Here is a 26,491-nt window from a genome sequence, read left to right on the forward strand (position 1 = left end):
CATTTGGAACTATCTTTTTCCTACCTTTGCTTTCGCAACTATATTATTATGCTATGAAATACCTGTCCTTTTTTATACTTCTGTTTATTGGAGAACTGTCCGTAAACGCACAGCACATGTTCTCCAGACAATTTCCATTCTTCAACCAACTCTCTTCCAATGAGATTTTCAGTATTCATCAGGATAGGGAAGGATACTTCTGGATAGGTACCACGAATGGTCTGGCACGCTATGACGGCTATCAGTTAAATACATTCCGTACAGACTATAAAAATCAGAATCTGCTGACTGACAATGGAATTACTGCTATTAATGACAATGATCTGTATGTATGGATCGGTACGTGGAAAGGGCTGAACCTGTATAATAAGCAGACCTGTCAGATTACTCCTTTCTCAGATGTACGGCTCCTGGATAAGGTGGTGGATGCTATAACAGTCGACAAGGATGGGAATGTTTGGGTAAGCGCCGGTGGAATGATATACCGATGCGATTCTACCGCGCATATTATAAAGGAGTATGAAGTTGGAAATATTCAGGAAGGATATGCTATTAGCAATATCTATGTAGACCAGCAAAAGCAACTTTGGGCAGTGGGATCACGGGGTATATTCAGATATGAGCCCGAAACTGATTCTTTTTTCCGTTATCCGCCATTGGGTAACGGACATACCGCATATATTATGCATCAGGATAATTCCGGTAATTACTGGATCGGCACATGGGGGAAGGTTTGTGGCAATTCTTTCCCTATGCACAGAAAGGAGGACACTATAAGAAACATAATATAGCTGCTTCGAACAATAAAGAAACCGGCATTGAATCCATTCTTTTCAGTATAGAGCAGGATGATACGTTTGGCTATCTCTGGATGCTTTCGTATGCCGGGCTCCATGCGTTTAAATACACAGATGCGGGAACACTGGAAAAGGTGGATATCAACCATCTGGTTGATACGCACATGATGTACACCCGGATATGCAAAGACAGGGAGGGTAATCTGTGGTTGCCTTCGTATGATATGGCGTACACTATCTTTTTCGATAATTCGAACATAGACAATTACCTTCTTCCTCAACTGAAGGAAGAGATGGGATGGGATGCCAATGTTATGAATCTTTGTCAAGGAAGTGATAGTACTATGTGGTTCAGGCAGGACAGATACGAATTGTGTATGTACGATTATTCACGGGATACATTTGCTGGTACAGGTGTGGGTGAGATTAATGCCATTATCAGATCTCTTCATAAACCCGGTGTCTGGGTTAATTCAAGTCGGACTCCTCATGTCATGAGATTGACACAACGGAACATGAAGGTGCAGATAGAAGAAGACATCAATATAGGAGGAGTTACAGGGCTGCTTGAGGATAAAGTTGGTAATCTGTGGATATCCAGATGGACGGATATAAATGTGAAACGTCCTGATAAAGATGACTTGGTAGTTTCGGGTAGTGACGTTCCAGTAATGACTTCCCTGTTCAATGATGTAAAGGGAGAAGTTTTAGGGTTGTCTCATGAGAGCAAAATCTATCGGCTGAGTTGTGCCGACGGGCGGATTACCTGTGAATTAAAAGGCAGTGTTTCTTCTCTTCTGAAAAAGGAAGAAGTGAACAGTGTCTGCATTGACCGGGAAGGACGGTTGTGGCTGAACACTACTTTGGGAAGAATACTACGGTCTGACGAAACGATGCATAAGTTTGAAAATGTATCACTGGATAATGAGATAGATGACTGTACTGTATTAGGATTACTTTCCGATAAGAACAGTGTGTGGATTATCACCAATAAGAAAGTACTTCAATATAATATTGATTCGCAGACTTTTCAGCACTATTCTACTGCTGATGATAATATTATGGTAGATGTTTTCAGGTATAAGGCTATCAGCCTGGACGGTTGGGGCGGACTCTATGTGGGCGGACATCGCGGATTCATACATATTCGTCCCGGTAATGCATCGGCGGTGAACAGGGCTCCCACGAGCTTGCATATCACAGATGTCAAAGTTGAAGACAAAAGTATCTTCTTCGGCAATGCGGAAGCCTCGGGAGAGAATACGATACATAAGATTTTCCTTGGTCCGGATGATCGGAATATTGAGATTTTCTTTTCTTCGCTTTTGTATTCGTTGAATGCGGGATGTCGCATAGCGTATCAGTTGGAGGGGGTGGATCATTATTGGATCTATTCGGATAATAACAGAAATTCCGCCTTCTATAACCACCTGCCGAAGGGAACGTATAAACTCCGTTTGAAGTTGGAATATGAGCGGGGTAAGTGGACTGAAGGCGAAGTATTGCTGACCATTGTGAAAGAGCCTGCCTTCTATGAAACCTGGTTTGCATATCTTGTTTATGTCATTTTCATCGGATTGTGCTTCTATGTGGTAATCCGGCTTTATATGCGTCGCATTAAACTGAAGAGTGAAGTGAGATTGCAGGAAGAACTGACGCGTACCAAGCTGACTTACTTCACCAATGTTTCCCATGAGTTGCTGACGCCGCTTACCGTCATATCCTGCATATCGGATTATCTGGATCAGAAGGTTCCTGCCGTGCGGCAACAGTCCGTCATGCTCAAGGCTAACGCGGAGAAGTTGAAGCGACTGATACAGCAGGTGCTTGATTTCCGCAAGATGGATGTGGGGAAACTGAAACTGAACGTTTCGAAAGGAGATATCCGTGAGTTTGTCCTGAACATCTGCCAGGTAAACTTCCAACCGCTTGCATTGAAGAAGAACATCACGCTGGATACTCGTTTTGAAGCGGAGGAAGCACATGGTTATGTGGATTTTGATAAGCTGGATAAGATATTGCATAATTTGCTGTCCAATGCCATGAAGTATACTCCTGAGAACAGGCGTATTACTGTTGATGTACGAGTAGTGAATGAAGCGGAACATCGGATATTGGTGTTGAAAGTAGAAGATGAGGGCGTTGGTATCTCTGAGAAAGAACTGGAACAGATATTCATCCGTTTCTATAACAGTAAGAAGAACCGGGGAATCGAGTCGAACGGAATCGGTCTCTCGCTAACGAAAGATTTGATAACCTTGCATCATGGCCTTATCACCGTGGAAAGCGTTTTAGGACAAGGCTCCTGTTTCACTGTAAAGCTGCCTGTTGACAAAGAAAGCTACTCTCCGGATGAATTGCTTGACGAGACGATGGTGTTGCAAACCAGTACGGATGATGTGCCCATGGAAGATTATGCCTCGTCTGATGAGGTGGATAAACCGGCTATCTTGTTGATTGACGACAATACGGAATTGCTGTTCGTTATGAAAGAGATGTTCAGGGAACGATATACTGTACTGACAGCCGCAGACGGGCAACAGGCCTGGGATAAGTTGAAGAATAATGAGGTGGATGTCGTCATTTGTGATGTCATGTTGCCCGATGCCAATGGTTGGGAACTTTGTGCGCGTATGAAAGGTGATTTGCGTTTCAATCATATACCTGTTATCATACTTACGGCTAAGAATGGTATTGAGGACCGTGTTACCAGCTATGAAGCGGGCGCCGACGGATATATAGCCAAGCCTTTTGAGTTGAAGATACTTTTTGCCCGGGTGGATAACCTTATCCGATCTTCGAAGATGCGTCAGGCGGCTTTCCGTAAGGAGGAGAACCTGGATCTGGAAAGTCTGGCCTATCCCTCGGCGGATAAGCAGTTCCTGCAATCCATTATAGATAGCATCGAACAGCATTTGGAAGAGTCTGAATTCGACTTGGAACAATTGGCTGCGGAGAAGAATATGTCTAAGTCTACCCTTTACCGTAAGATAAAATCGATGACGGGAATGACTCCTTTGGACTTTATACGGAATATTAAGATGAAGCGTGCCTGCATGATGTTGTTCAACCGCTCGCATACTATATCCGAGGTTGCGTATGCTGTAGGATTCAATAGCCCCAAATACTTCACCCGGTGCTTCAAGGATGAATTCGGTGTGACGCCGAGTGAATATCTTCAGAAAAACACCCCTTAATTTTTAGTATATAGATGCTACATACAGGGGTAAAATCCTGTTATCAAGGGGTAAATTCGGGTCATGACAGAATCTCTCCCCTTCTATAAATGATTTCTGTACCTCCTTTTTCATAAGATATGAGTTGATTTGTTGTCAGATACCCAAACTTAAATCAAAGCATAGTTATGAAGAACCTCAGTATCCGTCATGGAAAATCATCCGGAAACAAATCAGTACTATTACTTACTGTATTAGCATTAGGCACCGGATTTTCTTCTTTGTCTGCCCAGACAAATGCCGCAAGTGACCAGATAACGGCACAACCTGCTGCTGACCGCATTGTACCTTTCCGCCTTAGTGAACAAGGAGTAGTCCGCCCTGTGGAATGGGGATTGGATACGGCTTGGGAAGATGAGGGAAATATCCGCCGTGGTCAGGGATTTATGGAAACGGTAGATATAGTGCGCGTTTCTTTTCGCCCCACCGATCCCATTGTGGATGGAGATTTGGGAGCTGATCAGAAAGAACATATACAAACACGACTTGGTTTACTGGGCTTTGTCTCTCCTAAACCCAAGTTAGCTATAAATAGCGATCACCCCAAGATTGACGATTCTTATAAAGGTAACGCCCAGGCTTGGGCTCAGATGATGGATTTGCATACTCGTTATTTTCAGGATGCAGGATACGAGGTGATTTCAGTGGCTCCATTCAATGAACCGGATTATACCTATACAGGACAAGGTACCCGGGAGGATTTCCACAAAATTGCTGTGGAGTTGAGAGCGAATCCCCGTTTCAAGAATATTCGGATTTGTGGGGGAAATACTCTGAATTGTGATGAAGCACTGCCTTGGTATAACTATCTCAAAGAACAACTTGATGAGGGAAATACCCATCAGCTTGCCGGTGAATTCAATGGTTACGCTGCTTTCTACGAGACGGTTCGCAAGGATGGAAAAATGGCCATGAATGATGAGATGCACAACGTGATGGAGGCGATGGTGGGTCTGGAGTATGGGTTGCAGACCGGTATCTGGTGGGGAAGTGCGGAGTATGCCCGTGGTGAATTCTGCAAGATTAGCCGGGGTGGAGAACGACTGGCATATACTGAACATCGTCCTAATTGGACGGCAGCTTCTGTCTATCGGTCTAAAGATGGCAGTAAGGTTCAGGCTTTTGGAGGCGTTTCGGAACGTCAGGCTAAAACGACAACTTATCGTTTTGTATCCAAAGAGAAGGATGTGTTCTATGATGGTTATGGTCCGCAGCGTGAGTTCTACTTGGAGATGCCCGGAGGAAATTCTTATCAGGACGATGAACAGCGGAATGCCGAACGGGTGGTCAATATTACTTGGGGAGAAGATATTCAGCCGGTGATAGACGGACAGTATGTGCTGATAAACCGGAGTACTCAGCGGGCAGTTGAAATAACCCAGGGCAACACGGCGGAGGGCACCAACGTGAAGACCGGAAAGTTTGACGCTTCCAAGGCTTATCAGCGTTGGTATGTCCGTCCGGTTTCCAGCCGTATCGGTGGAGATTTCAGCTATTTCTGTATTACGTCTCCCATAAATGGGATGTCATTCGACATCTGGAATTGGTCGTTGGAGGACGGCGGGAATATCGCCATCTATGGTGCCAGTAATGGCAGCAATCAGCAATGGGCATTGGAATATGCCGGGGATGGATGGTTTTATATCCGCAGTCGCCATAGTGCCTTGTATTTGGAAGAGGGAGAGGAAGCTTTCAATGTGCAGCAAGGTACGAAAAAGGGAAGTAATGATGAACGGCTGCAATGGCGTCTGATACCTGCTCCGGCTTCTAAAATTGAAATCAAATCTTTAGCTACTCCAACCGGACTGACGACGGAAGGGCAATCTGCATCCGTTTTGTTGAGGTGGAACAAGCAATCCGATGCTACAGGATACACTGTGCTACGTTCCGAAACATCCGGTGGAGCTTACGAGATTATTGCGCGTAATGTAAAAGAAACCAGTTTTGTCGATCATAAGACCTTAGCGGGTAAGAGTTATTATTATACGGTGAAAGCCAATGATAATTGTCTGAACAGTTCGCCGAAGTCACAGGAAGTAACTGCCACTATTACTGATGTGCATGCCCTAGTAGCACATTATACTTTTGATGGAGATTTACTGGACGAGACGGAAAATTTGAATCATGGTGCATCCTTGAAAAAAGCAATGTTTACCGATGGAAAAATAAACAAAGCTGTACAACTTAACGGCTCAACGGAATTTCTGCAATTACCTACGGATATTGCCAATCATCAGAATCTGACTGTTTCTACTTGGGTGAAGTGGGATGGTGGTGCAGACTGGCAACGTGTCTTCGACTTTGGTAGTGGTGAAGATCAATATATGTTCCTTACTTATAGTTCCAATATACAGTCACTCCGCTTTGCAATGAAAAACGGAGCGGAAGAACAGGCCCTGGAAACCGCCTTACCCTCTCCCATACGCATTGACAATTGGGTACATCTGGCATTGACTATCGGAGATGCGGAGGTACGGATTTATGTGAATGGAGAACTGGCTGTTTCATCCGGGGATATTACTATCCGTCCGATGGATATCCGTCCCTGTCTGAACTATATCGGTCGTAGTCAGTTTGTAGCTGATCCGATGTTTAAAGGAAGTATCGATGATTTCAGAGTTTATAATTATGAGTTATCAGCAGAGGATATAAAGAAAGTAGCCCAGGGGGGATCGGTAGGTATCATTACTCCGCAGATTTCCGATGATGAATTGTTTATCGGCCCTTTACCTGCCGATCAGAAACTACAGGTTACTTATACACCTGCCCAGTCATCGGGTAGAGTATCTCTCAGTATTTATAATATGCAGGGAGTTCCGGTACTTTCTCATGAGACGGCTGGTTCCGGTGTTACTACGCTGGATGTATCCGGACTCCCTACCGGTCTATATCTGTTGAGGCTTGTTGATAACAACCGGTCAGTTACACGTAAGTTTGCAGTGAGGCATTAATAAGTAGGGTATAAAATCCTTTCATCAGGGTATAAAAACGTTTCATGAAAGGATTTTGCCCCTTCGATAACCTGTTTTTGTGCCTATCTTCTAATTAAATATCACTTGCTTTGCCCTTGGATAATTAAACTTAGATCATATTAGTATTATGAGAACAGTAAGCAAATTACTTCTTTCTTGTGTGATGTTATTCACATTATTGCCGGACGCTGTGCTTCATGCATCCGACCGGAAGACTCTTTTTGACAGTAACTGGAAATTTCATTTAGGCATCGTAGCCAATGCCGAACAACCGGAATATAATGATAGTCATTGGAGAGTTCTTGATCTTCCCCATGACTGGAGCGTTGAACCATTGTCTTTTCAAAAACAAGGCATTACTACCGGTCCTTTCTCTCGCATGAGCGAAGGTGACATCGATACGGGACAGACCGTTGGTGGTGAAGGTTGGTACAGAAAAGAACTCACTCTTGCAGGAAGCGATGCCGATAAACGTATTGTTCTCTATTTTGAAGGAGTATACAATCAGTCCGAGCTATGGATCAATGGTAAGAAAGCTAATTATAATGTTTATGGATATACCTCTTATCGTGTAGACATCACTCCTTATCTGAATGCACCCGGTACTCCGAACGTGATTGCCATGAAAGTGGTGAACGCCGGACGTAACAGTCGCTGGTATGCCGGTTCGGGTATCTTCCGCCATGTATGGCTGATCAAGACAAATAAACTCTATCTGGATAAATGGGATACTTTTGTCAACGCTTCCGAACTTCAGAAGAAGGAAGCTGTGATTCAGTTCTCTACTATTGTACATAACGAGGGCCTGCAAAATCAATCAGGTAAAATAGGTATTAAAATATATTCACCTGCCGGAAACGAAGTGTTTTCTACTTCACAGGACGTGATACTCTCTGAAGGAACGCCGGTGGCAACATCTTTCTCTCTTAAAAAGCCCGAGTTATGGTCAGTAGATACCCCTGTGCTTTATACAGCGGAAGTATCCCTTTCCTCAGACGGAAAGGAGTATGATAAGATATCTGTTCCTTTTGGTATCCGCACCCTTTCTTTTTCTGCTGAGAAAGGCTTTCTGCTGAATGGTAAGTCGATGAAGCTGAAAGGGGGTTGCGTACATCACGATAACGGACTTTTGGGAGCCGCCGCCATCGACCGTGCCGAAGAACGGAAAGTGGAACTGATGAAAGCTAACGGCTACAATGCCGTCAGATGTGCCCACAATCAAGTGTCCGAGCATTTCCTTGATGCTTGCGACAGATTGGGTATGCTGGTGATTCATGAAACCTTCGACCAATGGCAGAAAGCTAAACGCGAGCAGGACTATCATCAGTTCTTTGATGAATGGAGCGACTGGGATTTGGCTGCGTCTGTCCGCCGTGACCGGAATCATCCCTCTATCATTATGTGGAGTATCGGTAACGAGGTGGAGCAACGTGCTGATGAACCTGAGGGAGACTTGATTTCCAAAAGACTGGTGAATACCGTCCGCAAGTACGATACATCCCGTTTCACAACCATCGGTTCCAATGACTTCTGGGACAGACGCCAGTTTAGTTGGGACAAAGATTCCTACCGGATCTTCAAGAATCTGGATGTGGCAGGCTACAATTATATCTGGTGGAAATATGAGAGCGATCATGCTGCCTATCCCGATCGCGTGATCTATGGTAGTGAGTCTTATCCGAAAGAAGCTGCCCAGAACTGGAACTTGGTAGAAAAGCATCCTTATGTAATAGGTGATTTCGTGTGGACCGCTATTGACTATCTGGGTGAGGCTGGATTAGCTCATGCCTTATATCTGAAAGAGGGCGAGCATGATACGCAGTTTATGGGTTGGCCTTGGTATAATGGTTGGTGCGGTGATATTGACCTTTGTGGCGACAAGAAGCCTCAATCTTATTATCGTGATGTGTTGTGGCGCGAGCGTCCCATTACTATGGCAGTCCATGCTCCTGTTCCCGAAGGCAAGAAAGAAGTGGTGAACGGTTGGGGCTGGCCCAATGAGTTGGTGAGTTGGAATTGGACGAGTTGCGAAGGAAAAGTGATGAAAGTAAACGTATACAGCCGTTCTCCGAAAGTGAAACTCTATCTGAACGACAAGCTTATCGGAGAAAAAGAAACGGGTAAAGAGAACTACACAGCTACCTTCGATGTGCCCTATGAACCGGGAACTTTGAAAGCGGTGAACTCAAAAGGTAAGGAGGAATTCGTATTAAAGACTGCCGGAGAACCTGCGGCTATCCGTTTGATTGCTGACCGCAGTAAAATAAAGGCTTGCAAGAACGATCTTTCCTACGTCAAGATTGAGCTGGTGGACAAAAATGGAAACGTAGTTCCCGAAACCTCTCTGCCTGTCAAAATCGAATGTACGGGTAAAGGAACTGTCATAGCAGGTGGAAATGCAGCCTATGCCGATATGGAAAGTTTCCGTTCACTTACTCCCAATACATTCCGGGGAAAGGCTATTGCCATTGTTCAGCCTGATGGAGAAAAAGGCGACATACAGGTGAAAGTCTCTGCAAAAGGGTTGGAAGATGCTTCCATAGTAATAACAACCTACTAAAAAGCGATAGTAAGATAAGTTTTGCGAAGAAACTGGCATAAACCTGCATAAGTACTTAGGTATACATTTTCTTGTATGTTATCTTTGCAGGGTTTATGCGATTTTTTCTGACGCAGATATTATTATATACAGGTGCTATAAAACAAGATAAATATCAGAAAAGATAATAAAAGAAGCTAACTTAATTTTTTAACTTTAATCTAGTAAGATGATGAAATCAGTATTAGTAAGAAACAATCGGAGAGTCCTTGCCGGCCTGCTCGTTTGCACTGGTTTTATTTGCAATTATCCCTCTTCTGCCTTTGCGGAATCGGATAATTCTTCAGTGCAAATAACGACTCAAAGTACAACACCGCAGAAACGTACTTTGGTAGGAACTGTAGTTGACTCCTCTACCGGAGAGACTTTGATTGGTGTAAATGTGAAAGTGCAAGGTGAAGATGGAGGTACCATTACCGACATTGATGGTAAGTTCCAGATTTCTGTAACCAGCAAAACAGAGCTGATATTCTCTTATATCGGCTACAAAACACAGACACTGATGGTAGGTGACTTGGGTGTAATGACCGTGAAGCTTGCATCGGACAATGAAATGTTGGATGAAGTAGTGATTGTAGGTCAGGGTACACAGAAGAAAGTATCTGTGACAGGTGCCATTGCTACAGTGAAGGGAGCTACATTAAAAGCACCTTCCTCTTCATTGACCAGTTCACTTGCCGGAAAACTTGCCGGTGTGGTATCCATGGTGAACAGTGGTGAACCGGGTTCTACTTCCGAATTTTATATCCGCGGTATCAATACGTTCGGTGGTGTGGCTACTCCGTTGATTTTGTTGGATGGCATCGAAATTTCATCTGCCGACCTGAATCGTATCCCGGCAGAATCCATCGAAAGCTTTTCTTTATTGAAAGACGCTTCGGCAACTGCTATCTACGGTAACCGCGGTGCAAACGGTGTAATGCTGGTAACCACCAAGAAAGGGCAGGAGAATACGAAAGCTACTATCAATGTTTCATTGGAAGCTTCTTACTTCCGTCCGATAAATGTACCGAAATTTGCTGATGGTGCTACCTATATGCGGGCTTACAATGAAGCGGAACAGGCCAGAAGTTTGACCCCGATCACTTCTCCTAAGTATAGTGAAGACCAGATCCTGAATACAGAATTGGGTACTAATCCTTATGTATATCCCGATGTGGACTGGTTTGACCAGATATTCCGTTCGGGCAATTATAACCAACGTGCCAATGTGAATGTATCGGGTGGTGGTTCGCGTGTAACTTACTATATGAGCCTTCAGGCTAACCATGATACAGGTCTCCTCGATGCACCGGACTACTTCTATAATCCCAATATTAACCAGTGGCAATATAATTTTCAGAATAACATCTCCTATAAACTGACCAATACCACTACCATTGATTTGCGCATGATGGCACAGATCGGTAATATGCAAGGTCCTAACTATAATATAGGCAATGACTTGTACAAGAGGGTTATGCGTACCAATCCGGTGGAATTCCCCGCTTATTTTCCACAGCAGGATGGGGACGACGGTTTCATTCGCTTTGGCGGTGCAGAGATTAAACCGGGCGTTTTGGGAACCAATCCGTATGAATATATGATGAGTTCTTTCAAGGAAGTAAACTTCAATACCCTGAATACATCATTGGCTTTGAATCAGGACTTGAGTGTTATTACCAAAGGATTGAGCCTGAAAGCACTGGTGAATTTTAAAAACTGGTCGGAAACTTCATATACCCGTAGTATAAAGTCTAATATATATAAGGTGAAAGATGGTTCCTATAATCCTGAAACCGGCGAATATGATTATCAGTTGTTGCAGACCGGAGATCAGTTCCTGAGCCAATCCGGCATTAGTCGTAATTCGGACCAGACTTTCTACTTCGATGCCCGTCTGGACTGGAAACGTAGTTTCGGTGATCACAACCTGACAGCAATGGCAATGTATATGATGCGTGAATATCGTAGCGATGTATTGCCGAACCGTAATCAAGGTTACTCCGGACGTGTGACTTACGATTACGCCAGTAAATATCTGGTTGAATTCAACTTCGGTTATAATGGTTCCGAACGCTTGGCTGCCGGTCAGCGTTTTGAGTTCTTCCCGGCTGTGTCAGCAGGTTGGGTAGCAAGTTCTGAAAAGTTCTGGGAGCCGATAAGCAAGTATATCAATCACTTTAAGATCAGAGGCTCTTACGGTTTGGTAGGTAGTGATGCCTTTGCCAGTGGAGCTCCACATTTCCTCTATCAGAATAATATCGGTATTGGTTCAGCACATAAGTTTTGGACCGGACTTCCTACGAGTGAGATCAGTAAACAAGGTCCCGGATTCTATGTATTAGCGGTGCAGGACGCAGGTTGGGAACATGTGAAGAAGTTCGATATCGGTTTCGACATGATGTTGTTTAACCAACTGAATATTACATTTGATTATTTCCATGACAAACGCGAGCGCATCCTGATGTCACGTGCTTCCTGGCCTTCGATGTTGGGATATTGGGGATCAAAACCCTGGAGTAATATTGGTGAAGTAGAAAACCAAGGTTTCGAGTTAAGCTTGAATTGGACGAAACAGTTTGGAAAAGACCTGACGTTAGACCTTCGCGGTAACTTTACCTACAACCAGAATGAATATAAATATGTGGATGAACCCAGTTATCCGTATGTTTGGCAAACCAATACCGGCAAACCATTGAATACTGTTAAAGGTTATATTGCCGAGGGATTGTTCGCAAGCGAAGAAGAAATAGCCAACTCACCGGACCAATCACAACTGGGTGCCAACATCATGCCGGGTGATATCAAGTATCGTGATATAAACGGTGACGGACAGATTACTACTGAAGACCAGGTGATGATTTCATCTTATGACTGGCATCCCCGTATTCAGTATGGCTTCGGTTTGAATATTGTCTATAAGAACTTTGACTTAGGTGTATTCTTCAACGGTTCGGCTAAACGTAAGATAATGATCAACAGTGGAATCGCTCCTTTCCTTTCTGGCGGTGGAGATGGTGAAGAGGCTGAAACATTGGCCCGAAACCTGATGCAGTGGATTGCAGACGACCATTGGTCAGTAGACAATCCGAATCCGAATGCGGCATATCCCCGTTTGGGTTTGACCAAAGCCGATGTAACCAATAACGTTCAGCCCAGTACATTCTGGCTGCGCAATGGAAACTTCCTTCGCTTCAAGACGTTGGAAATCGGCTATCGCTTGCCTTATTGCCGTATCTATCTCAGTGGCGATAATCTGGCGGTATTCAGCCCCTTCAAATTGTGGGATCCTGAACTGGCATGGAATGCTTATCCGTTGTCACGCACGTTCAATCTGGGCGTTCAATTTACATTCTAAGAAACAATCTAATACATTATTGAAGTATGAAACTAACATATAAAATATCCCGAATGGCGCAGGTATTGATAGCTTCCTGTTGCCTGGTATCATGCAATTATCTGGATGTCATTCCGCCTGCACAGGCTGATTTTAAAGACACCATGAAAGATGAAGAAGCTACATTGTCTTTCTTGTATACTTGCTATGGCGGTACTCCGCGTTCTACTCCTTATCATTATCATGCTTTTGAGCAGTCAGCTGATGAGATTATTCAGCCTTATGCTTACTCCAACTGGCAGCAACAAGTGGCGTGGGGAACTATTTCTCCGGCATATTCCAACAGTTGGGGAGGTGATGATATGAATATCTGGATTCCCAGTTATAACTGGTTGGGGTATGTACACCATTTCCTGAGCCTGATTGATGACTTGCAACCGGTGGGAGTTACGGCAGAAGATAAGGAAGAGTACAAAGGTGAATGTTATTTCCTGGAGGCTTATTATCATTTCCGTGTGCTTCAGGCTTTCGGTCCCTGTCCTATTATTCCTGAGAAAGTGGACCCGAATGTTACCAGTTCAGACCTTCCCGGACGCTCACACTTCGACTACTGTGTGAATTTTATCGTGGGCAAGCTGGATGATGCAGCCCGTGCGCTTCCTGCAACACGTCCTAACAATGAATTGGGCCGTGCTACTTCTACTATGGCTAAGGCTTTGAAAGCCCGTATATTATTGTATGCCGCTTCTCCGTTGTGGAACGGTTCGTTCCCCAATCCGGAATGGAAGAATAAGAATTATGAGACAGACGGTTATGGTAACGAACTGGTAAGTTCCAGCTACGACCGCGAGAAATGGACACGTGCCCTTACTGCTTGTCAGGAAGCCTTGACTGCTGCCAAGGAAGCCGGTTATCAACTCTTTGACATTGAAACGGCAAACAAGAAAGCTGACCGTGACGGAATAGCTCTTCCTTTCATCCCGGGACGTGAAGAAGACACTGAGGAAAACCGTGAGTTTAAAGAACGTGTACGTATGTTCCAATATATGGTTACTGCCAACGAAGGCGATAATAACAAGGAGCTGATTTGGGCACAACGTATTGAACTGGATGCCCAGAATGGTGGAGAAGGTACGGACTGTCGTTTGCCAAACAAAGTGGTGAAGAGAAGTAATGGAGTTTATGTAGGAGGTTGGGCAGCTATGGCACCGACGTTGTATTCTGTACAGCATTTCTATACTGAGAACGGTAAGTTGCCGGCACAGGACCCCAATTTCTATCCTGAGGAAGAATGGTATACCCGTTTCTATGAAGGCGCTCAAAGCCCTGCTCTGGCAACCAATAATCTGGACGGTGAAGATGTGAAGAATGACATTATCAAGATGCACGCTAAGCGTGAAGCCCGTTTCTATGCATGGATTGTATTTGACGGCACTCAATACAGCTCGAAGATTAATAATGGCAATCCGTTGTGGATTAACCTGAAAAATACCAATACAAACGGATATAACACAAGTAATACCCGTAACTGTGCTGGAAGCGGTTATCTGTCGAAGAAGTTCATCGATCCCAACATCTATTTTGGCGCCGATGGTACCCGTCAGCACACAGCTCCCCGTCGTCCGTTGATTCGTATGGCCGAACTTTACCTGAATCTGGCAGAGTGCTATGCAGCGTTGGATAATGAAGGTGAAGCCCTTGCTAATCTGAATGAGATTCGTCGTCGTGCCGGTATTTCCGAACTGACTGGAAGTGATGTAACAGGCAACATGACTCTGACTGACTGGGTGCGTAATGAACGGTTCGTTGAACTCTTTGAAGAGGGACACCGCTACTATGACCTGCGTCGTTGGGCAATTGCTCCTCAGATGTTGAAAGCCGGTATGCGCTACGGTCTGGATGGTCTTCGTGTGAATCCGAGTTTTGAGGAATTCAACAAACCTACCTTGGTTAACCAACCGTTCAAGTGGGATGACAAACTGTATCTGATGCCCGTTTGGTCAAGAAGTGACATGGATGAGCTTTACAGTAACCCTCAGTTAGTACAGGCCCCCGGATATTAATCAATCTCTAATAACAAAGCTTTATGAAAATAAGAACAATATTGTTGATGGGCGGCCTGGTGCTACTGGGTGCCTGCAGCGAATCAAAATATGATTTGGACCAACTGGTACCGGAAGAGTACCATAAAATACTGTATGTGAATAATAGCGGTAAGCAGGATCTTACGTTGTATGATACGGATGAAGATAATAAGTATACTCTTTCCGTAGTTAAGTCCGGGAGTGATCCCAGTCTGACTGCCAGTGTCAAAGTCAGTGTGCTGACACAAGCGGAACTTGACGAGGAATATAGCGAACCGGAAGGAACGAACTATAAGCTGATAGGTGAGAACTGTTATTCGCTGGATGCAACCACGTTGGACTTTTCATCTGCCGACCGGTATAAACTGGTAAATATCTTCCTGAAACCTCAGAGTGTAAAAGCATTCATGGAAACTGATCCGGAAGCCGTATGGGTATTACCTTTACAGGTTACCAGTGAAACAGACTCCATCAATGCCGAAAAGAATGAATTGTTCCTGAAACTGACAGGAGTGATTACGCCTGCCATTGGCTTTGCCAATTCGGATGTAGAAGTGAAACTGTTGGATTATGGTTCTGTCTCTACATTTACGGAGAAAGTAAAATTCGGTCTTGATACAGATAATAAATGGGATTTGGAGTGTAAATTTGTAGTTGATAAGGAATATATTGCCGAGTACAATGCAGACAATGGAACTAACTTCAAGGTTCTGCCTGAAGGAACTTATACTGTTCCGGAGATGGTAACCCTTCCCAATGGCACTACGAATATGGAACTGGAAGTCACGATAAATGGTGACCAACTGGTACCGGGTGATTATATGCTGCCCGTTAAGATTGCAGAAGTTTCTCAATTTGAGATTTCTGCGGCGAAGGTGGTATCTCCGTTGGCTTTCCGTGTGATGGGACATAAACTGGATCGCGCAGGCTGGACGGCAGAAGCCAATACCGAAGAACTGACAGGTGAAGGTGCAAGCGGCAAAGCCGGATGTGCATTGGATGATAATCTTGCGACTTACTGGCACTCAACATGGCAGACAGGAAACTGGGTTAGCTTCCCGTTTGAAATAATCGTAGATACAAAAACAGAACATACTTTCACCCAGTTTGCTTTGATGCAAAGGCAGAATGAAAGCTATACGGACACCAAGTCTGGTAAGTTCTATGTAAGCTCTGACAAGGAGAACTGGACAGAAGTAGGACGATTCTCTATGGAGAAAATACTTGATAGACAGGTGTTCGGCGTTACTCCGACGAAGGGACGTTACTTCAAGGTATCCATCGAAGAGAGTTATAGAGGTACCAATGCTTCTTTGTCCGAAATATATGCTTATGCTTTGGAATAAGCAGATTGCAATAACTGATTTGTAACAATAGTGAAAGAGAGATAGGGACTCTTTTCCCTCGAAAGAGAGAAAGACGAACTATCTCTTTTTTATTCAGTAAAATAGAAAAGGATGAGATACAAAGTGTTATTACTGGTCTTTACAGTAGTATGTGCTTCGTGTGCACAGCGTGCGGACATAAATTACAGGATTGTTACCGGACAACCCTTGCAGGTGATGGAACATTTCGGTGCTTCGGATGCCTGGAGTATGCATGTTTTGGGAAAATGGCCCGAAGAGAAACAAAAACAGATAGCCGACTGGTTATTCAGTACTGAAAACGACGCGAACGGGAAGCCCAAAGGTATCGGTCTTTCCCTGTGGCGGTTCAATCTGGGTGCAGGGAGTACGGAGCAGGGCGACGCCAGCCAGATTGGTTCTCCTTGGATGCGTACCGAATGTTTCTTGCAGCCGGACGGGAGTTATAACTGGGATAAACAGGAAGGTCAACGTAACTTCCTTCGGTTGGCGAAGGAACGCGGAGTCAATAAATTCCTCGCTTTCCTGAATTCCCCTCCCGTTTATTTCACTCAAAACGGACTTGCCACTAATACCGGACGCGATGGTACACTGAATCTGAAGGATGAACACTATGAAGACTTTGCCCGCTTCCTGGCAAACGTGATAAAGGGAGTTGAAAAGAAAGATGGCATCAAGTTCGATTATCTTTCTCCCTTCAATGAACCGGATGGACACTGGAACTGGATCGGTCCCAAGCAGGAAGGTACTCCGGCTACAAAGAAAGAGATAGCCCGGGCCGTACGTCTTATCAGTAAAGAGTTCGTAAAGGAAGGTATCCATACGGGAATCACCATTTGTGAAGCATCAGATTACCGCTGTATGTTCGCTACCCATATGACCGACCATGAACGCGGATATGAGATACAATCTTTCTTCTGCCCCGATAGTGTGGATACTTATCTGGGCGATACCCCGAATGTGCTCCCTCTTATTTCAGGACATAGCTACTGGACTACTACCCCGCTGAACATGTTGCGTGATTATCGCCTCCGGTTGCGGAATATGTTGGATACATACGGTGTGGACTTCTGGCAGTCCGAAACCTGCATTATGGGTAATGACGAGGAAATCGGCGGTGGACATGGATTTGACCGAACCATGAAGACCGCACTTTATGTAGCGCGTATCATTCACCACGACATTGTTTATGCAGGTGCTCGCAGCTGGCAATGGTGGCGTGCCATTGGCGGTGATTACAAAGACGGATTGATCCGTGAGTATACAGACCCCGATTTACAAGACGGCAGGGTGGAAGACTCCAAGCTGATGTGGATATTGGGGAACTACAGCCGCTTCATACGTCCGGGTGCTGTACGTATGTCTGTTGAAACTACTGATAAAGAAGGAAAAGCTATCCGGGATGGCGATACCGATCAGCAGGGATTGATGTGTTCTGCCTATCGGAATACTGACGGACAGTGGGCAATGGTCGTCATCAACTATGCCGACCGGGAACAGGAGTTCACTGTCGATGTAAACGATCCGAAGGTGAAGTCATGGCAAGGCTATCGTACGTCGGATGTAGCCGGAGAAGACCTTTTGCCTGTTGGAAAGTTGAAGAATAAAAAGGTAGCGGTGATCCCTGCCCGTTCGGTGACAACATTTGTTTCCGGAAACTGATGCGTAATAAAACTTTAGTTATCAGTCCCGAAATTAGCTGAGAATTGCGATTATGAACTGAAAAGTCCACCTATTTGATGCTTTTATATACCCTGTTCTTGGAAGATATAGTTTATTTTTGCATGTGGAACATTATATATATATCTAATACCGATAAATAAACAGGCTTATGAAAAAGATTTTTTTACCCTTCGCCGCAGTTGCCCTTTTGTTGAGTTCCTGCAAGGACGCTGCGCCGAAGGAAGAACTTGTAATCAACCTACAAGAGAAAGGTGCTGAAGTAGCGCCATCCATGTATGGCATCTTCTTCGAAGAGATTAACCATGCGGGCGACGGCGGCTTGTATGCCGAACTGGTGAAGAACCGTAGTTTCGAGGAACTGGAAATGCCCGAAGGTTACTATGCCGAGGGCGATGTGCTGCATCCGAAGAAAGTGTGCAATCACATTTCGGGTGAAGTGAGAGAAGGAAGTTTTCGCTGGACTACCGAACCGGTGCCGGGCTGGACTCTGAGCACAAAGGATGCTGCGGAAATGAAACTGACCAAGGAACAACCCAAGTTCTCCACGGCTCCGAACAATCTGAAGGTAACCATTAAAAATGCTTCAACTCCTGTTCGCTTGATAAACGAAGGATACTGGGGGATGAATCTGGTGAAAGACAACTCTTATCAGTTGCGTACCATTATCCGCCCTGCTTCCGATTACAAGGGAAAAGTGACTGCCCTGTTGCTGTCCGAGCAAGGCGAAGTGCTGGCTTCCGCTCCTGTTGATATAACTGCTGCCGGACAATGGAACGACCTGAGCCTGGCAATGCAACCTACGGCAACTTCTGCCAAAGGAAAGCTTGCTTTGGAATTTGATGCTCCGGGTACAGTCTATGTAGATTATGTTTCTCTCTTCCCCGAAAAAACTTTCCACGACCGTCCGAATGGACTGCGGAAAGATGTAGCTGAAATCTTGGAGGGATTGCACCCCGCCTTTGTACGCTGGCCCGGTGGCTGTGTGGTAGAAGGTATCTCGTTGGAGAACCGTTTCGAATGGAAGAAGTCTCTGGGCGATCCTGCCGCACGGTCGGGAGAATACAGTACCTGGGGCTACCGTTGCTCGTATGGTTTCGGTTATCACGAAATGTTGCAGTTCTGCGAAGATATCGATGCAAAGGCAATGTTCGTCTGCAACGTCGGTCTGGGTTGCCAGTATCGCATGGGAGACGCTTCACCGGAGAGTAAGATAGCTTACTATCTGGATGATTGCATGGATGCCATAGAGTATGCCATCGGCGACGTGACTACCGAATGGGGTGCCAAGCGTGCCGAACAGGGCCATCCCGAATCTTTCCCGTTGCAATACGTAGAGATTGGTAATGAGAACTGGGGCGATGAGTATGACAAGCGTTTCGATATCTTCTATACAGCTATCAAAGCGAAATATCCCGAGTTGATCCTGATTTCCAATCACGGTTTGGGTGGAACGGGTAAGATTGCCAAAACGGATATGATTGACCCGCACTGGTACGTGAATCCGGAATTCTTCTTCCAGAACACGACTATCTTTGATAACCATCCGCGTGGAAAATACGATGTCTATGTAGGTGAATATGCTTGTAACGCCAATGTAGGCGGTGGAAACATGCGTGCCGCCCTCTCGGAAGCCGCCTTTATCTCCGGTATGGAGCGCAACGGCGACCTGGTGAAGATGACTTCGTATGCCCCGCTTCTGGAGAACCGGAACGACCGTTCGTGGGCTGTCAACCTTATTTGGCTGGATACGGACCAGGTACTTGGACGCAGTTCTTACTATGTGCAACAGATGGCGGCTGAAAACCGTCCGACGTACAATGTGAAGAGTAATATGACTATGAGCACTCCACGGATAGCCGATTATAATGAAGGACGTTTCGGCTTCGGCTCCTGGCATACACAAGTTGAATTCAAGGATGTGAAACTGACCGGAGCAGATGGAGCGCCTATTGATCTTGATCTTAACAAGGCGGTGAAGAAAGAAGGCGAATGGAGTCTGGATAACGGTCTGTTGAAGCAAACATCTCTGAGAGAACCGGCGAAATACATTGTTGATGGCTTCAATGGCAACCAGTTTACACTGGAGTTCAAGGTTCGCAAAGAAGGCGGTAACGAAGGTTTCTTCCTCTATTTCGGCTTGTCGGAGGACAGTAACAAAGGCTTTGTATATAACGTTGCCGGATGGAACAATGGTACGACGGCTGTAGAAGGAGTTATAGGTGGACGCACTTCCGGTGTGGCAGGCGACCGGGTATCTCACAGTCTCGAAACCGATAAATGGTACGACGCGAAACTGGTGGTTACTCCTCAGAAGAGCGAACTCTTCATGGATGGCAAACTGATATTGGCCCATGCCCCGGAGACGACTCCGCTTCAGTTCTTCTCTTCCGGTTATGATGAGGCAACCGGTGAGGTGATCGTGAAAGTGGTGAACTCAGAGGCTCAGTCCTATCCGTTACGGATCAAACTGGATGGAGTGGATAGCGTGGAGAAGACCGGTAAAGTGATTTCTCTGTCCGCAGCCAGTGACATGGATGAGAACTCGTTTGAAGAACCAATGAAGATCTCTCCGAAGGAAAGCGAATACAAAGGATTTGGAAAGAGCTTCGATTATACCTTCCCGCCATTCTCATATACTATATTGAGAGTGAAGGCGAAATGATAAGCATAGAGGCGCTTTTGATGCAATACGTCATCAAAAGCGCCTTTTTTTTGACTTATGCCGTTTGCTGAAAGCCTGAAATAGGATTGTACCGCAGAATGGAATGCATATACATGCGGCAGATTTGCATGATTTCTTATCCTTATACAAGCTTTATGCAATGAGTATAGGTTTTGAACAGATCATACAGGTATTCCGGATGAACGGAACAAGTATTCTTGTTGAGTATAACAAGCATTCCGGACGAGCGGAACATGCATTCTTGTTGAACGGAACATCTATTCTTCTGAAACGGAGCATCTATTCCGGGCAAAACGGACCTACTTTCAACATAACAGGATTGTCCGTATTTTTATATCATTCTATTAGTTAAGCAGATGCGAATTTTCTTTTGTATATTTCCGATGTACCTGTGCTTCGGGGCTAAAGAAATGATTCTCGATGGCTTAGGAATGCAAAATGTCACAATGTAACTTCGTATTCCGGACGGTTCATCTCCTGGACAGGCTTTGCTTTTTAAGCCCGGCTTTGTCCGGTTATGAATGAAAAGGCTTATATTTGCATTATCGTACCTTTTTTAATTTAATATACTTGACGGTCAATGACAATAGATCTGAATTTTTTTAATAAGTTCTTTATTGACTATCAGCAGCGCTTCGTTCACTTTGCCTGTACCTATGTGCACGATGAAGCCGTTGCCGAAGACTTTGTCATTGAGTCCATGATGTATTACTGGGAAAATAAAGACCGCCTGCCTGCCGATACCAATATTCCGGCTTATGTACTGACCACTATCAAACATAAATGCATTGACCATCTGCGGCACCAGCAAATCCGGCAGGACGTTTCGGATGAAATCTCCCAAATCTATGCCTGGGAACTGTCCGGTAGAATCGTTACATTGGAGGACTTTGAACCTTATGAGGTCTTTACGGCAGAGATACAGGAGATTGTTGATAAGACTCTGGATAGCTTGCCCGAACAAACCAGGCGTATTTTTAGGATGAGCCGTTATGAGAATAAGTCTCATAAAGAAATCGCAGCTTTACTGGAAATGACAACCAAAGGCGTAGAGTTTCATATATCCAAGTCTACCAGGGAGTTACGCTTGGCCCTGAAAGATTACCTGCCCGTCTCTTTACTCTTTTTTTACCTCAACTGAAAAAAGTTTGTTTTTCTACTAGGGAATATTTCCCGTGGTTCGCTATTACTATAGATACACAAATAAAAGTATGTATGGATAAAGACTTATTATATCGTTTTTTCGAAGGTCGTGCTTCCGTAGAAGAAATGAGATTGGTGAAAGAATGGTCGGAAGCCTCCGAGGAGAACAGCAAGCTGTTACGCCGGGAGCGCAAGCTGTTCAATGCCATCATTCTTTCGGGGCGCCTCGAATCATCTGACGGCCAAACTACACTCAGGAAGAAAAGAAACCATTTCGTCAGAGAGTTTCTGAAGATAGCTTCTGTTGTCGCGATAACGGTAGGCATAACGGCTGCATTGTTTTCAATAGGAGAAGATAAGGAGGATATGAATGTAGCCATGCAAACTATTACCGTGCCGGCCGGCCAGCGTGTGAACCTCGATTTACCCGATGGTTCAAACGTTTGGCTGAACGCCGGAACGACGATGAAATATCCTGTCTCGTTCATGAAAGGCAAACGCGAAGTGATACTGGACGGAGAGGCTTATTTTGAGGTGGCACACAATGAGAAATCCCCTTTCGTGGTGCGGACGCATGCAATGGATGTGGAAGTACTGGGCACAAAGTTCAATGTGGAGGCCTATTCGGCAGGGCGCACTTTTGAGGCTTCTCTGATGCAGGGAAAGGTGAGGGTGAAGTCTCCTGCTAATGAAAAGCTTGCCGTAGTGCTTCTTCCCCAGTATAAAACGACTCTGAAGGATGGCAAACTGGTGGTGAGCAAGATTGATGATTATAATGTGTACCGCTGGAAAGAAGGTTTGTATTGCTTCAAGAATAAACCCTTTGCCCGGATCATGGAAGATCTGGAAAGATATTATGATCTGAAGATTCAGTTGGATAAGAAGAGCATAGAAGGCGTGGCGCTGACCGGTAAGTTCCGTATATCCGACGGGCTGGACTATGCATTGCGTGTTTTGCAGAAGGATGTAGCCTTTACTTACCGGAGAGATAAAGATAATGACGTCATTTATATAAAGTAAATCGTAGTATTAACCGGATTAAAACAAAAGATTAGCCTATGGAACAATACTGATGGAAAACAAGAAAGCCGATAGATGTTTGCCCCATCCACCGGCCCTGATTAACACAATTCAATTTATAAATCGTATTAATAACTCATTTACAAAGATATGAAAAACATTCCTTTGTCGGATATTTATTGCCCTAAAAATCCGCAATTAACATTATTATTTAGAATTATGAGAATATCAATATTCTTTTTGTTCTTCTGTGCTTTTAGCCTGATGGCGAAGAATAGTCACTCACAAAATGCACGGGTGACAATCAATCGAACCAATGTACAACTTGAATCTATACTGAATGAAATAGAGTCTCAGACGGATTATCTGTTCATCTATAAAGAAGATGTAAACGTAGAGGCGCGCAAAAGTATCCGGGCGGATAATGCAAAGGTGTCGGAAGTACTGAATACATTGCTGGCAAACTCTCCTATCCGCTATAAGATGGAGGGAAACCATATCATTCTGACCAGACAGGCAGTGACTGATGTACGTCAGGCCGGCGTAACGGGTGTGGTTACCGATGAATCGGGAGAACCTTTGATCGGGGTTACCGTTCTGGTGAAAGGTGGCAGCCAAGGCAGTGTGACAGACCTTGAAGGTAAGTTTACGCTGGTTGCCAATGTGGGCGATGTACTTCAGTTTAGCTATATAGGATATGTTTCATGGGAAGTGAAGCTGAAGGATCTGAAACTGTTGCGTGTGGTTCTGCGTGAAGATGCCAATTTACTGGACGAAGTCGTTGTAATCGGCTATGGCAGTATGAAGAAGAAAGACCTGACAGGTGCCATTACCCATGTGCAGGCTGAAAAGATGGCGAAAGAGAAACCGGCTACCATGCAGGATTTATTGCGTAGCGCGGCACCGGGACTGAACGTGGATCTGTCCAACGATGCCAAAGGCGGTGGTAATATGTTAGTGCGTGGACGTCGTTCTCTGAAAGGTGGAACCGGGCCATTGATTGTTCTGAACGGTATGATCTTTCAGGGTGATCTTTCTGAAATAAATCCGGTGGATATAGAGTCTGTAGATGTCTTGAAAGACGCATCATCGGCAGCCGTTTACGGAGCAAAGTCGGCTAACGGCGTAGTACTTGTTACTACCAAGAAAGGAACGGAGGAGAAACCGACTATCCGGTTCGATGCAAGCGTGGGTTTTGTGACTATGGGGGCTAACCGGGAGGTGTATAGTGCGGATGAGTATTTGCAATATCGTGCAGATTATGCGGCAAGCAGCAACGGGTTCGGGAATCAAGGCTATTACGTTAAGCCCACGACCGAAAACCTGAATAAGTATAACCTTACCGAAGCGCAATGGCGTAACTATGATGCCATAGGACAGGGTTCCACGAATATGGAAGACATCTGGTTGCAACGCATCGGTCTGGGAGAGATAGAGCGCGAAAACTATTATGCGGGTAGAACATACGACTGGTATGATACCTCTTTCCAAACCGGATTGAGACAGGACTACAATGTAAGTCTGTCCGGTAAGACGTCCAACCTGAATTATTACTGGTCTTTAGGTTATCTGGACAGCGAAGGATTGGTGGTAGGAGATCGGTTTAAGAATTATCGTACCAATTTGCGACTGGATGGAAAGATAGGTAACTTCATGGAGGCAGGTGTCAATCTGAATTTGCAGAGTCGGGAAGAAGGTTTCCAGACGGTGAGTTGGGAAGGACAGATCGCTAATTCTCCTTACTCTACTCCATATTATAGCGACGGTACGCTGAATCCCTGGCCTATGGGAGAAAAGAATCAGGTAACGGGTGTGAACAGCCTTTACAATAACTCCATGTCATCCAAAGATGCAGGTACCCAGAATGTGACGGCGAATTTCTATGCTAAATTAAAACTGCCTTTCAACATTTCATATCAGTTCAACTTTGCACCCCGGTATAGTTGGAACCATTCAAGATACTGGAACAGTTCGCAAAGCGTCTTTGACAAAGACAACGGAGTTGCAGGCAGATCGACGGCCCGTTCCGTAGATTGGACACTGGACAATATGGTGAAGTGGAACTATACTTTCGCCAAGAAACATAATATAGACTTGACCTTGCTTCAGAGTGCCGAGAAATATGAAGTATGGGAAGAGTCAATGGTAGCTTCCGACTTTACCCCTTCGGATGTACTGGAATGGCATAACATGAAGACTGCGGGCAACAAAGAAATCAGTGCCAATGATACGAAACATACGGGTGCCGCATTGATGGCCCGTTTATTCTACTCTTATGACAACCGCTATATGCTGACCGCATCTGTTCGTCGCGACGGTTTCTCCGCTTTCGGTGCTTCCAATCCCTGGGCTACATTCCCCGCCATAGCCGTGGCATGGAGTTTCACGAATGAAAAGTTTTTCAAGTGGGCGTCAATGAGTAGCGGTAAGCTGCGTTTGTCCTGGGGTAAGAATGGAAACCGGGATATCGGTATTTACCAAGCCTTGTCCCAATTGCATGGAGGTACGGCCGGCAAATATACTTATGTCACTCCACAAGGGAGTCTGTATGAAGTGTCTTCATTGCAGATTGAAAGAATGTCCAATACGGATTTGAAATGGGAAACTACCACATCCTGGAATGTCGGTCTGGACTTCGGTTTCCTAAATGACCGTATCAATGGTAGCATTGAATGGTACCATATGCCTACAACGGACTTGTTGGTAGACAGAAGCTTGCCGGGCTTTACAGGTTATACGGATATCGTAACCAATCTGGGACAGGTTAATAATGAAGGGTTTGAATTCTCATTGAATACGGTTAATATCCGCAATAAGAACTTTACCTGGTCTTCTACCTTCGGGCTTTCACACAACAAGAATACGATTAAGCATTTGTATTACCGTTACGAAGATGTATTGAACGAGGCCGGAGAAGTGGTAGGAAGTAAAGAAGTGGACGATGTGAACAGGGGCTGGTTTGTAGGGAAAGATATTTCGGCCATCTGGGATCATGAATTCATCGGCATCTGGCAGGAAGATGAAGCGGAAGAAGCCGCAAAGTACGGGCAGCAACCGGGTGATGCAAAAGTCAGGGATGTGAATGGAGATTATAAGATTACCCAGGAGGATAAGGTCTTCTTAGGTCAGGAAACACCTAAGTTCAGATGGTCGTTCAGAAATGAATTTACTTTGTTCCGGAATTGGGATATTTCTCTCAATCTTTATTCTCAGATGGGACATAAGCAAAGTACAACGGAATATCTGAACTTCTTTGATAATCTGGGTGATTATTCGAATACCTATAAGCGCGAATACTGGACTCCTGAGAACAAATCAAATTCGTATGCCCGTCTGAAGTCGACACGTCCTTCGAATATCAACCCCAAGAAGGTGATAAACAAAGGCTTTATCCGCCTGGAGAATATTTCTGTTTCTTACAGGGTGCCCCAACAGTTTGCACGGAAACTGATGGCTAAAGAGATCAGTATATACGGAACTGTCAGGAATGTGGCTGTCTGGGCCTTTGACAAAGAGTGGGATTATTGGGACCCGGAAACAAAGGGACTTCTCCCCAGAACATTTACTTTCGGTGCAAGTATAACATTTTAA

The 26,491-nt window shown here is 44.9% G+C and carries 11 protein-coding genes and 1 pseudogene; all 12 read left to right on the top strand.

All coding sequences use genetic code 11. From position 1 onward, the window contains the following. The first annotated feature begins 53 nt into the window (after positions 1–53). The 12 genes and pseudogenes from K429_RS28675 to K429_RS0111470 all read left to right on the top strand — a co-directional run bounded on the left by K429_RS28675 (position 54) and on the right by K429_RS0111470 (position 26,491). Positions 54–3,994: pseudogene (locus K429_RS28675) on the top strand (response regulator). 167 nt (positions 3,995–4,161) lie between these two features. Next, positions 4,162–6,984: a LamG-like jellyroll fold domain-containing protein gene (locus tag K429_RS0111420; protein ID WP_026367004.1), complete on the top strand. Its 2,823-nt coding sequence runs from the start codon at positions 4,162–4,164 to the stop codon at positions 6,982–6,984. Positions 6,985–7,132: 148 nt separating this feature from the next. Further along, positions 7,133–9,565, top strand: a complete 2,433-nt coding sequence (locus tag K429_RS0111425) for a glycoside hydrolase family 2 TIM barrel-domain containing protein (protein ID WP_026367005.1) — start codon at positions 7,133–7,135, stop codon at positions 9,563–9,565. Between the two features lie 211 nt (positions 9,566–9,776). Next, the gene (locus K429_RS0111430) at positions 9,777–12,944 is read left to right on the top strand and encodes a TonB-dependent receptor (RefSeq protein ID WP_007219122.1); all 3,168 of its coding nucleotides are present in this window, start codon (positions 9,777–9,779) and stop codon (positions 12,942–12,944) included. A 26-nt stretch (positions 12,945–12,970) separates the two neighbouring features. Next, a complete protein-coding gene (locus K429_RS0111435; RefSeq protein ID WP_026367006.1) occupies positions 12,971–14,986 on the top strand; it encodes a RagB/SusD family nutrient uptake outer membrane protein in 2,016 nt (671 codons plus the stop codon). 23 nt (positions 14,987–15,009) lie between these two features. Beyond that, positions 15,010–16,353: a BT_3987 domain-containing protein gene (locus K429_RS0111440; RefSeq protein WP_007219121.1), complete on the top strand. Its 1,344-nt coding sequence runs from the start codon at positions 15,010–15,012 to the stop codon at positions 16,351–16,353. A 111-nt stretch (positions 16,354–16,464) separates the two neighbouring features. Beyond that, complete coding sequence (locus tag K429_RS0111445; RefSeq protein ID WP_026367007.1) at positions 16,465–18,033, top strand: glycoside hydrolase; 1,569 nt, start codon at positions 16,465–16,467, stop codon at positions 18,031–18,033. A gap of 169 nt (positions 18,034–18,202) precedes the next feature. Further along, positions 18,203–20,716 (top strand): alpha-L-arabinofuranosidase C-terminal domain-containing protein, encoded by a 2,514-nt coding sequence (locus tag K429_RS0111450; RefSeq protein ID WP_026367008.1) that lies wholly within the window; start codon positions 18,203–18,205, stop codon positions 20,714–20,716. A 160-nt stretch (positions 20,717–20,876) separates the two neighbouring features. Then, positions 20,877–21,089, top strand: coding sequence for a hypothetical protein (locus K429_RS0111455; protein ID WP_131797082.1), 213 nt, complete (start codon positions 20,877–20,879; stop codon positions 21,087–21,089). 228 nt (positions 21,090–21,317) lie between these two features. After that, positions 21,318–21,878: an RNA polymerase sigma-70 factor gene (locus K429_RS0111460; RefSeq protein ID WP_007211587.1), complete on the top strand. Its 561-nt coding sequence runs from the start codon at positions 21,318–21,320 to the stop codon at positions 21,876–21,878. Positions 21,879–21,952: 74 nt separating this feature from the next. Continuing rightward, positions 21,953–22,900 carry a FecR family protein gene (locus tag K429_RS0111465; protein ID WP_026367010.1) on the top strand — a complete coding sequence of 316 codons (948 nt, stop codon included), beginning with the start codon at positions 21,953–21,955 and terminating at the stop codon, positions 22,898–22,900. 219 nt (positions 22,901–23,119) lie between these two features. Next, positions 23,120–26,491: a TonB-dependent receptor gene (locus tag K429_RS0111470; protein ID WP_231501845.1), complete on the top strand. Its 3,372-nt coding sequence runs from the start codon at positions 23,120–23,122 to the stop codon at positions 26,489–26,491.

It is taken from the genome of Bacteroides sp. 14(A), from assembly GCF_000526555.1.
In the GTDB taxonomy this organism is placed as follows: Bacteria; Bacteroidota; Bacteroidia; order Bacteroidales; family Bacteroidaceae; genus Bacteroides; species Bacteroides cellulosilyticus.

Excerpts from the sequence above, each read along its gene's own strand:
- K429_RS0111460 (WP_007211587.1), top strand. The coding sequence starts at position 21,318 with ATGACAATAGATCTGAATTTTTTTAATAAGTTCTTTATTGACTATCAG.
- K429_RS0111435 (WP_026367006.1), top strand. The coding sequence starts at position 12,971 with ATGAAACTAACATATAAAATATCCCGAATGGCGCAGGTATTGATAGCT.
- K429_RS0111465 (WP_026367010.1), top strand. The coding sequence starts at position 21,953 with ATGGATAAAGACTTATTATATCGTTTTTTCGAAGGTCGTGCTTCCGTA.
- K429_RS0111455 (WP_131797082.1), top strand. The coding sequence starts at position 20,877 with ATGAGTATAGGTTTTGAACAGATCATACAGGTATTCCGGATGAACGGA.
- K429_RS0111430 (WP_007219122.1), top strand. The coding sequence starts at position 9,777 with ATGAAATCAGTATTAGTAAGAAACAATCGGAGAGTCCTTGCCGGCCTG.
- K429_RS0111425 (WP_026367005.1), top strand. The coding sequence starts at position 7,133 with ATGAGAACAGTAAGCAAATTACTTCTTTCTTGTGTGATGTTATTCACA.
- K429_RS0111420 (WP_026367004.1), top strand. The coding sequence starts at position 4,162 with ATGAAGAACCTCAGTATCCGTCATGGAAAATCATCCGGAAACAAATCA.
- K429_RS0111445 (WP_026367007.1), top strand. The coding sequence starts at position 16,465 with ATGAGATACAAAGTGTTATTACTGGTCTTTACAGTAGTATGTGCTTCG.
- K429_RS0111440 (WP_007219121.1), top strand. The coding sequence starts at position 15,010 with ATGAAAATAAGAACAATATTGTTGATGGGCGGCCTGGTGCTACTGGGT.
- K429_RS0111450 (WP_026367008.1), top strand. The coding sequence starts at position 18,203 with ATGAAAAAGATTTTTTTACCCTTCGCCGCAGTTGCCCTTTTGTTGAGT.
- K429_RS0111470 (WP_231501845.1), top strand. The coding sequence starts at position 23,120 with ATGAGAATATCAATATTCTTTTTGTTCTTCTGTGCTTTTAGCCTGATG.